Source organism: Pacificibacter marinus (assembly GCF_018860665.1).
In the GTDB taxonomy this organism is placed as follows: Bacteria; Pseudomonadota; Alphaproteobacteria; order Rhodobacterales; family Rhodobacteraceae; genus Celeribacter; species Celeribacter marinus_A.
Map to the genome: position 1 here is coordinate 1 of NZ_JAHKPK010000054.1, position 9,850 is coordinate 9,850.

General features: G+C 54.4%; 10 protein-coding genes and 2 pseudogenes. 10 read left to right on the forward strand and 2 right to left on the reverse strand.

Annotated elements, in window-relative coordinates:
- Positions 1-138 (reverse strand): annotated as a pseudogene (locus tag KO497_RS13860) (IS3 family transposase); the annotation flags it as partial.
- A 157-nt stretch (positions 139-295) separates the two neighbouring features.
- On the opposite strand from KO497_RS13860, the gene KO497_RS13865 reads away from it, so the two are divergent.
- The 10 genes from KO497_RS13865 to KO497_RS13910 are packed head-to-tail and all read left to right on the forward strand — an operon-like array spanning position 296 to position 9,226.
- On the forward strand, positions 296-1,249 hold the full coding sequence (locus KO497_RS13865) for a polysaccharide biosynthesis protein (RefSeq protein WP_215944556.1): 954 nt from the start codon (positions 296-298) through the stop codon (positions 1,247-1,249).
- A 3-nt stretch (positions 1,250-1,252) separates the two neighbouring features.
- Complete coding sequence (neuB, locus tag KO497_RS13870; RefSeq protein ID WP_215944557.1) at positions 1,253-2,281, forward strand: N-acetylneuraminate synthase; 1,029 nt, start codon at positions 1,253-1,255, stop codon at positions 2,279-2,281.
- Entirely contained in the window at positions 2,268-2,888 is a 621-nt protein-coding gene (locus tag KO497_RS13875) for a NeuD/PglB/VioB family sugar acetyltransferase (RefSeq protein WP_215944558.1), read from the forward strand. The genes neuB and KO497_RS13875 overlap by 14 nt, the downstream gene beginning before the upstream one ends.
- Positions 2,885-3,859: a Gfo/Idh/MocA family protein gene (locus KO497_RS13880; RefSeq protein WP_215944559.1), complete on the forward strand. Its 975-nt coding sequence runs from the start codon at positions 2,885-2,887 to the stop codon at positions 3,857-3,859. Before KO497_RS13875 ends, KO497_RS13880 begins: the two co-directional genes overlap by 4 nt.
- Positions 3,856-4,545: a cytidylyltransferase domain-containing protein gene (locus KO497_RS13885; RefSeq protein ID WP_215944560.1), complete on the forward strand. Its 690-nt coding sequence runs from the start codon at positions 3,856-3,858 to the stop codon at positions 4,543-4,545. Before KO497_RS13880 ends, KO497_RS13885 begins: the two co-directional genes overlap by 4 nt.
- Positions 4,542-5,327, forward strand: a complete 786-nt coding sequence (locus KO497_RS13890; protein WP_215944561.1) for an SDR family oxidoreductase — start codon at positions 4,542-4,544, stop codon at positions 5,325-5,327. Before KO497_RS13885 ends, KO497_RS13890 begins: the two co-directional genes overlap by 4 nt.
- Positions 5,321-6,361 (forward strand): hypothetical protein, encoded by a 1,041-nt coding sequence (locus tag KO497_RS13895; RefSeq protein WP_215944562.1) that lies wholly within the window; start codon positions 5,321-5,323, stop codon positions 6,359-6,361. Before KO497_RS13890 ends, KO497_RS13895 begins: the two co-directional genes overlap by 7 nt.
- Positions 6,362-6,364: 3 nt before the next feature.
- Positions 6,365-7,315, forward strand: a complete 951-nt coding sequence (locus tag KO497_RS13900) for a hypothetical protein (protein ID WP_215944563.1) — start codon at positions 6,365-6,367, stop codon at positions 7,313-7,315.
- Positions 7,316-7,328: 13 nt separating this feature from the next.
- Positions 7,329-8,297: a Gfo/Idh/MocA family protein gene (locus KO497_RS13905; protein ID WP_215944564.1), complete on the forward strand. Its 969-nt coding sequence runs from the start codon at positions 7,329-7,331 to the stop codon at positions 8,295-8,297.
- Positions 8,294-9,226, forward strand: a complete 933-nt coding sequence (locus tag KO497_RS13910) for an SGNH/GDSL hydrolase family protein (protein ID WP_215944565.1) — start codon at positions 8,294-8,296, stop codon at positions 9,224-9,226. Before KO497_RS13905 ends, KO497_RS13910 begins: the two co-directional genes overlap by 4 nt.
- 232 nt (positions 9,227-9,458) lie before the next feature.
- On the opposite strand, the pseudogene KO497_RS19295 reads toward KO497_RS13910, so the two are convergent.
- Positions 9,459-9,850: pseudogene (locus tag KO497_RS19295) on the reverse strand (hypothetical protein); the annotation flags it as partial.

The following is a 9,850-nucleotide window of genomic DNA, read 5'->3' on the forward strand; positions in this document are numbered from 1 at the left end:
GATGCTTTCCTCGCCACGCAGGCCCGCCAAGACGATGCGGATTTTCTCTTCAGCTGAATAGGTTTGCCGCGTCTTGCGGCGGATGTTCTTAACCACCTTGTCGGCGGCGTCTTTTGATGTCTGGGGCTTCTTCGTCATCTCGATCTCCTAATCGATAAGATGAACCAGAAATCCTCCGTTATTCAAATCCTCAAATCTGTCCCACGGGTGCTGACGTCAGACAGAAAACGGGCTTGCTGAAATTGTTCGGACGCTCAGATCCGGTGCGACGCCCTTCGATGTTGATGATTTTCTATTGCTGCCCTTTGACTATGGTGCCCGCCCTTTTGCACAGTGGATCAAAACGCAAGACAAAGGTTACGACTACATTTTGAACTTTGCCGCACTTAAACATGTGCGTTCTGAAAAAGACCCCTACAGCATTCTCGCCATGCTCGAGACGAACGTGCTGAAACTGCAAGGTCTGTCGCAGACATTCGCTGATGACGCGCGGGTGAAACGGGCGTTTTGTGTCTCCACCGATAAAGCGGCCAACCCGTCATCCATGATGGGCGCGACCAAGCGTTTGATGGAACACGCGTTGTTTGGCCAAGGGCGCAGTTGGGCTGATAGCACCAAAATCACCTCAGCGCGCTTTGCCAATGTGGCGATGTCCAACGGATCATTGTTGCAGTCTTGGCGCTACCGTGTGGAGCAAAATCAACCGATGGCTTGCCCCGATGGATGCAAACGTTATTTCGTGACTCTCAGCGAAGCAGGGCACTTGTGCACTTTGGGCGCGCTTTTGGGCGAGGCGGATTCGATCTTGGTTCCGAAATTGAACCCGGAAGATCACTTGGTGACGCTGCAATCTGTGGCTGAAACCTATTTGGACAGCATCGGATACACGCCGCATTTCACCACCGATGAAGACGAAGCGCGCGCCACGGTTTTGACGTTGAAAGCGCAGAAAAAATGGCCTGTGCTTTTGACCCCGCTCGATACCGCAGGCGAGAAACCTTATGAAGAATTTGTCGCCAAGAACGAGACAGTTTTGACCACGGATTTCGCCGATCTGGACCGCGTGCCCTATGTGCCGCCTGCGCAGCCCGAGGCCTTTGACGCCTTCATGAAAACAGCTGATGCGATGCTCAACGGGCAGAGCGGAGTTGTGACTTTGGAGGCCATCAAGGACGCGATTTGCACCGTCGAAGAGGCTTTTCGTGCCAGCCATGTGGCCAGTACCAAATCCTTGGACCAGCGGGTATAATCCATGACACATTCCGACCCAACCTATGTCATTGCAGAGATCGGCGTGAACCATAACGGGGACGTGGGCTTGGCCAAGCAGATGATCGACGTCGCCGCTGATGCAGGCGCTGATGCCGTCAAGTTCCAGACCTTTTTTGCCGATGAGCTTGTCACCCGCAGCGCCAAAAAAGCGGCTTACCAACTGGCCACGACAGATACCGCCCAAAGCCAATATGACATGCTGAAAGCACTGGAGCTGACAGCGGATGAGTTTGCAGATCTCAACACTTATTGTGTCGCAAAAAACATCGCGTTTTTATCGACGCCCTTTAGCTTTCGCGCCGTCGATCTGTTGGATGACGTGGGCGTGCACGCGTTTAAAGTCAGCTCTGGCGATTTGACCTATGTGCAAATGCTGGATCATATGGCGCGCAAAGGCAAACCGGTTATTTTGTCCACGGGCATGGGCACTCTAAGCGAAATCGAAGACGCCGTGCGCACGATCGAGGCCGCGGGCAACACGCAAATTTCCATTTTGCATTGCGTGTCAAATTACCCTGCTGCTGCCGAGGATTGTAACTTGGCTGCGATGAACACTATCGGGGCGGCCTTTGGCTATCCTGTGGGCTGGTCCGATCACACTCAAGGGGCAGCGATGTCCTTGGCGGCTGTGGCGCGTGGTGCCAAAATTATCGAGAAACACATCACGCTGGATGTCACCATGGACGGGCCTGACCATTCGGCGTCGATGATGCCCGATGAGTTTGCGCAAATGATGCGTGACATTCGCAACATTGAAATCGCGATTGGCACGGGGGTAAAACGTCCAACAACGGCAGAGTTGAACACAGCAGAGGTTGCACGGCGGTCTTTGACGGTAGCGCGCGATATGAAAGCGGGCGAGATCCTATCCGACGATGACATCGCTATTTTGCGGCCCGGCACAGGCCTGCAACCAAAGCAGCTTCCAATGGTTTTGGGGCAGCGCCTTGCTGTTGATATCGTACATGGTACGCCGTTGATGATGACGCATTTCGATGCCCGATCATAAGCCAACACATATAATCCTTGGGGCAGGCGGTCATGCCCGTGTCATGGCCGAGGCGCTGAGACTGTGCGATTTGACGTTACAGGGCCATCTCGGCCCCTTTGCGGGGCAAGGGCTTGGCCCGTATCTTGGCACAGATTCTGCTTTGACTGATGTGGCGCACAGAGATGCTTTTGTGCTGATCGGGCTTGGATTTGTGAACACAGATAGCATGAACCGACGCAAACACATCCTGAACAGCGTTGCGCCTGATCGCCTGGCGACGCTGGTACATCCTTCGGCTATTCTGTCGCCCTCTGCGCAGATCGACGCTGGTGCGTTTGTCGCCGCTGGTGCAATCATCGGCACCGGCACAAAAGTCGGTTTGGGCGCTATCGTGAACACAGGGGCGATTGTCGATCATGACTGTTTGATCGGCGCCAACACTCATGTTGCCACAGGCGCGCGTCTTGCTGGCGGGGTCACGGTGATGGACGATTGTTTGATCGGAACCGGCGCTGTTGTGCGCCAGGGCATCACCATCGGCACAGGGGCTATCGTGGCCGCTGGTGCCGTGGTTGTGCGCGATGTGCCTGCCGCTGTGACTGTGATGGGGGTGCCGGCAAGATGAAGCGGTTTTTAATCATTGGGCTGGGGTCCATCGGGCGTCGGCACACGCGTAACCTTGCTGCGCTGTATCCCTCTGCCACCTTCACTTTTTTACGGCGCAATGGTACTGCTGATGCGCTGATCTCAGACTTGAATGGTCGCATGATCACGGCCTTGGACGATCTCGATTATGATCTGATTGTGCTTGCCACGCCCTCTGCGCTGCATATCGATCTTTTGCCGCGGCTTATCCAATCTGGCGCAGCCTTGATGATCGAAAAGCCGATTGTAACCACGCTGGACGATTGCGATGCCATTCTGGCGGCTCTTGATACTGCGCCTGACGCGGTCCGCGTTTCTGGTTTTAATTTTCGCCACATCGCGTCCTTGATCCAAGCGCAACAGATGATCGCAAACGGTCGTTTGGGACGGATCATACGCGCGTCTTTCAAAGCGGGGCAATGGTTGCCCGATTGGCGTCCGACGCAAGACTACCGCGAGGTGTACAGCGGTTCCATCGCCTTAGGGGGCGGCGTTGAATTGGACTTGGTGCATGAATTGGATGTGGCGCGGTGGTTCTTTGGTGAATTGGATTTAAAATACGCGATTGGCGGCCAACTTAGCCAGCTCGAGATCGAGAGTAATGATGTCGCGACAATGATTTTAGCGCCCCCCAAAGGTGCGCCGATTGTTGAAGTGTCCTTGGATTACGTCTCACGTCAGCGCGTGCGCAGGTATGAAATTGTCGGTGAGCTTGGCACATTAATCTGGGATCTGTCGGGCACATTAGAGCTGCGTGAGCCTAACGGAAAAACCACGCAAATTGATCACGCAGAGGGCGGCTTTGATGTTGCTGCCTCTTATGTGGATATGATGTCGCGTTTGATGGATGCACAAACTGGCGCTTGGCCTGCGCACTTACAAAGCCTTGCCGATGGGGTGATAAGCAGTCGCATCGCCATCCAAGCCCGTACAAAAGGAAACAAACAATGACAGTAATCGCAACCATTTGCGCGCGCGGTGGATCAACCGGTGTGCCCGGCAAAAACATTCGCATGCTGCATGGTAAACCTTTGATCGCACATACGATTGAACAGGCGCTGAGCTGCCCGTTTATCGATCATGTTTATGTGTCCACCGATGACGATGCGATCGCGGATGCGGCCCGCGCTGCGGGTGCCGAAGTGCCTTTTAAGCGGCCTGCTGAGTTGGCGACAAACACAGCCGCCAAGGTGCCTGTCATTCAACATCTCGTCGAATTTGTTGTGAACAGTGGCGTCGATGTAAGCAAAATCATCGATTTAGATCCGACATCGCCTTTGCGTACACAAGCCGACATCGCGGGCGCTTTTGCCTTGCTGGATCAAGACACGGATGTGGTGATCACCGGTTACGCTGCCGATAAAAACCCCTATTTCAATATGGTCGAAGACAAGGGCCAAGGGCTTGTGGGTCTGGTGAAAACGGCCAACCCGCCGATCACCAGCCGTCAGATGGCTCCCAATGTCTATTCGATGAATGCGTCGATTTACGTGTGGCATCGCGAGACTTTGACAAAAGGGTTGTGGGACGGACGCGCGCGTATTTTTGAAATGCCCCGCGACAGATCCGTGGACATCGATAGCCTACTTGATTTCGATATCGTTGAAAAACTTATGGCCGAGGCGCTGACACAATGACCGATACGCAAAAAAAGGTAGCCGTTCTGACAGGGGGCGGCGGGATTTTGGGCCGCGCTATTGTGACGGCTTTGACAAAAGATGGCTTTGCTGTTGCCGTTGTGGACCGTGATGGCGATTTGGCGTCCGGGGCTGCGGCTTTGGCGGACCCTGCGGGTTCGGCCAAACCCTATACCTGCGATATCACCGATCGCGCAGCGGTCGAGGCGCTGAAAGTACAGATCGAAGCAGACATCGGACCGGCGACGGCTTTGTTGTGCAATGCGGCGACCAAAAGCGATAATTTCTTTGAGCCGTTCGAGAGCTTTCCCTTGGATGACTGGAATTTCGTCATGGGTGTGAACCTGACAGCGCCAATGATTTGCGCGCAGGTTTTCGCCCCAGACATGGCCAAACGCGGTGGCTGTTCCATCGTGAATACTTTGTCCATTTACGGCATCGCTGCCCCTGATCAGCGCATCTATGAGGGCGCTTTGTACGAAGGGCGCGCGATCAACACGCCAGCGATTTACAGCGCCAGTAAAGCCGGACTTTGGGGGCTCACGACTTATCTTGCCAGCTACTACGGCGCACAAGGCCTGCGGGTCAACGCGGTGACTCCGGGCGGCGTGTTCTCTGGGCAAAACGACACATTTGTAGGCCGATACAGCGCGCGCACGATGTTGGACCGAATGGCTGAACCGCATGAAATTGCGAACGCAGTTGCCTATCTGGTGTCCGACAAGGCGTCTTACATCACCGGTCAGAATTTGGTCGTCGATGGGGGCCTAACGGCGTGGTAGGACAGATCACGACACGCATCGCCGAGGCCCACGACAAAGAGCGCATGTTGGCGTTTTTGGCGGCGCATTGGCGTGCAGACCATATTTTTGTTTTGGCGCCAGACGTGTTCGACTGGCAGTATCAAAAACCCGATGGCGGCTATCACATTGCTTTGGCGTTGGACGAGGACGACACCGTTTTGGGCTTTTTGGGCTATATCCCGACAGGGCAGTTCGACCCTGATTTGGGCTGTGATGATATCATGCTGGCGGTGTGGAAAGTGCGCGAAGACATGGCCTTGCCGGGTGTCGGTCTGCGGCTTTTGAAGCTGATCGAGAAAACGCATAAGCCGCGTGTTATTGGCGCGATTGGCATTTCCGACATGGTGGGGCCGATTTACAAAGCGTTCAAATATACGCTGGGCCAGTTGCACCATGCTGCTTTGTTTGCGGATGGGACACACGCTGGTGAAATTGCAGTGAATGTGCCAGATGTCGCGGGCGCGCCAGTGCCAAAAGACAGCGCCACGCTTGGTCCGATTTTACCTGCGCACAGTGAAGCGGTTGCGCGTATTGCACAGGGGCCAGGGTTGGCGAAGTCTTGGACCTATCTGCAAAACCGCTACGTCAATCACCCGTATTACGACTACGATCTGCGCGGCGTGTTTCAGGGCGATGATCTGCAATGCGTGATCGTCTGGCGCAAAGTGGATGTGAACGACACGGCCATTTTGCGCATCGTTGACGTGATCGGCCCGCCTGCGGGCTTGGCGCAGGTGAGCGAGGCTTTACGCGGTGACCTGCACGACGCTGGCGCAGATTACATCGATATTTTGCAAACGGGTTTAGATGCAGACGGCTTGCGGGCCGCTGGTTTTGTCAGCCCTGCCGATCATCCTGATCTGATATTGCCGAACTTCTTTGCGCCTTTTGTCGCCAGCAACGTGACGATCAAACTGGCGTATCGCGACTTTGAAACTCCGGGGCGCACATTGACCCTGTTCCGTGCGGATTCTGATCAAGATCGCCCAAATTTAATAAGTGAGCTGGACTAAAAGATGAAAAAAATCCTTTTGATTGGCTGTGGCAATATCGGGTTTCGTCATTTGCAGGCGCTCTGTGCGTCGCAACTGGCGGGGCAGATTGGCCTGACTATTATCGAGCCAAACACGGCCCATCACTCGCGTATCACAGCTGAGCTGGGGCGCACACCTGTACAACTGTCTGAGGTTTTGACAGCCTTGCCGCAGCAAGCGGATCACTTTGATTTAGCGATCATCGCGACCAATGCTGATGTGCGGCGTCGCGTCTTTGACGGGCTTGTCAGCAAACATACATTTGCCGCTATTATTTTCGAAAAAGTGCTTTTCCAGCGGATCGAAGATCTGGACGCTGTCGAGGCGCAATTGCAAGGCATTGCGGCCCATGTGAACTGTGGGCGTCGCGGATTCGCGGGCTATCAAATGCTGCGCGACACGCTATCGTTTGATACGCCAGTCGACTACACGGTTGTCGGCACGCAATATGCTTTGGCGTCTAACGCGATCCATTTCTTAGACATTGCCGCCTGTATCAACCAATCGCCTTTGATCTCTTTGGATGCCAGCGGTTTGGATCAATCCGGTGGGGACAGCAAACGCGCGGGCTATATTGAAATCTACGGCACTCTTAAGGGCACATTGGAAAACGGTGCCACCGTCAGCCTGACCTGTACGCCTGCCGATGCCTTGTTGTTGGACATTTCGATCGCGGGCGCAGCGCTGACCGGCAAAATCGATGAGGCGGCAGGCACCGTCACGGTGACGCGTGGTGATGTGACCCAAACACTGGCGTTCGAGACGCGCCATGTGTCTGGAATGCCCTATTTGTATGAAACACTATTGAACGGTGAGGGGTGCTTGTTGCCCACATATGCTGAATCGGCTGCACAGCACCGTTTGCTATTGTCTGCGATCAACACTCATTTGAACCTGCCAGATCAATCTGACACGCTCTGCCCCATTTCGTAAAAAGAGAGACCTGATGAAACATTCCCCAATACTGTTGGTCGGCGCTGGCCTGATGTCACAGGCCTATGCCAAAGTTTTGGCCGAGCTGTCCGTTCCGTTCCATGTGCTTGGACGCGGCGCGCAAAGTGCGGCGGTCTTTGCCGAGGCTACGGGCGTGATCCCAACCACTGGGCCGCTGGCCGATCAGTTGACGGCGATGGAGACTGTGCCAGACACAGCGATCCTTGCGGTCAATGCGATGTATCTTGCGGATGTCGCCAAGGTGTTGATGGATCACGGGGTCAAACGCCTGTTGTTGGAAAAACCGGGCGCGCTGGATTTGGCGGAAATGGAGGATCTGTGCGCCGCTGTTGAGGCACATGGGGCAGAGGTTTACGTTGGGTACAATCGCCGCTTTATGGCCTCAGCACTGGCTGCGCAAAAGATGATCGCAGAAGACGGCGGCGTGAGCAGCGTCAAGTTCGATTTCTCTGAACCCAGCCGTCGCATTGCCGTGCTTGATAAGCCAAAGCGCGAACATCACACGTGGTTTTATGGCAATTCTTCGCATGTCGTCGATCTTGCGTTTCATATGTTTGGCGATCCAAGTGCCTTGAATGCGCGTGTCACTGGCAGCCTTGATTGGCACCCCGGCGGGGCTGTTTTCGCAGGCTCAGGGATCAACGCGCAGGGCGGTTTGATCAGCTGGCACGCCAATTGGGACGGGCCAGGGCGTTGGGGTATGGAAGTGATGACGCCAGAGCGTCGCATTATCATGCAGCCGCTCGAAAAACTCCGTGTGCAAACACACGCGAGCTTTGCAGAAGTCGATATCGAGATTGATGACGCCGAAGATCTTGCCTTCAAGCCTGGCGTTAAAAAACAAGTTGAGCGGTTTTTGTTGGGCACCGGTCCAGATGTGCTTTCATCCCTAAAAGATCATGCCGCACGCATGGCCTATTTTGACGTTATTCGCACCGGCGGCAGCTGGGGGACACTATGACACCTGAGAACACGCAAATGCTACAAGTCGAAATCACCCGCGCCCATGAATTTGCGCAGGCGGGGCAGATGGGCTTGGCTGTGAAATCTTTCGATATAGCACGTGAAATGGCACATGTTTTTGCCGATCCTGCGGCCTTGGAACAAGTCATTTCAAAAGAAAAATCGGGCCTGTCCAATGAACGCCAACGCTACCGTGCGATTAATTTTGAGCATGGCGCGGGCGAGGGGCGCGTGCCATTGCTCTTGCTCGGCGATAGCTTGGGTTTGCCGAGGTCAGAACAAATATCAGGAAAGTACCGTGGGGCAGAAACGACCTATGGGTGGATGTTGGGCTATCAAGCGCATCCGTTTCAGCCCACGGCAGTCTGTCAACGCTATTTTACAACCGACGATGCTGTTCGGGTCCTGACTGAGGAACCCGCTCTGGCACAAACAAAACATGCTGTTATTCATTTGGGCCTAAATGACTGCGCCAACCGTATGTTTTTAGAGCATGAACGCCTTGCGCTTTCTTTGTTGAAGGACGACCTGCGACAGAAAATTGTTGGATTCGCGCAAACCCATCGGCAAGCGATTCTAAGAGAGTTACCGGGGCGCCATTACGTTAGTGCTGATCGGTTCCGCAGCAATCTCGACCTAATTTGCATGTTGCTGCGTATGGGCGGCACCGACAAAATTATCCTGACCACAGTGATTTTGCCGCCGTCTAAGTTTTGGCATGCGACACCTGGAGTGAACGCGAATTTTGCCAGCTACAATATGGAAGTGATGTCCGCAGTTCAGCGTAACGATGCCACCCTACTGGATCTCGACAGGCTCGTGACCGAGCAAGGCGCCTTGAAAATGTTGGTGGACGACCGGATGCATCTGAGCGTTGATGGGCACACACTGTTCACCCGCGAAGTTGTCAAACTTCTTGCGTCCTAAAACACACAGCCCGAGCAGGTTTTTGCGATCTCGGGACGCAGATATCTTGCGAAGCTCCTGTTTTCAAACTGTTTGGCTGCACCTGCAAAAAGCACTGTGGTGCAGGGCTTTGCCTGCGTGTGGCGCCTAACGCTGTCATGCGGTTCATCTTATTGTGGTGCCTATTGTGTCGAACCAAGTACCGCATCGCAGTATGGGTGTTCTGCTGGCCTTGAACCTTTGCCTGTCAGAATCAAGCAATCATATCGGTGATGGCATCTGTAATATCGTCCCAATCTTCGCTGCCGGCCGTGATGCCCGCATACACATCTTGCAAAGTGATGGTGCTTTCTATAGCGCCCGAGCCATAGATGATGACTAAACTTGTACCAACGAGAGATGTGTTGACGACCGCTGTGCCGCTAATCTCGATCTGGTCTACGAATGGGTCGTAGTCTGTGATGATGTCATCGCCGTCGCCCGCCGCAAATACGAAAACATCCGCGCCATCGCCGCCGATGAGCACATCGTCATCGTTGCCGCCATAAAGCGCGTCTTCTCCCGCACCGCCATCAAGCGTATCGTTGCCGTTGCTGCCATAGAGGGCGTCATTTCCGTCCATGCCGTTGAGGATGTCATCGCCGT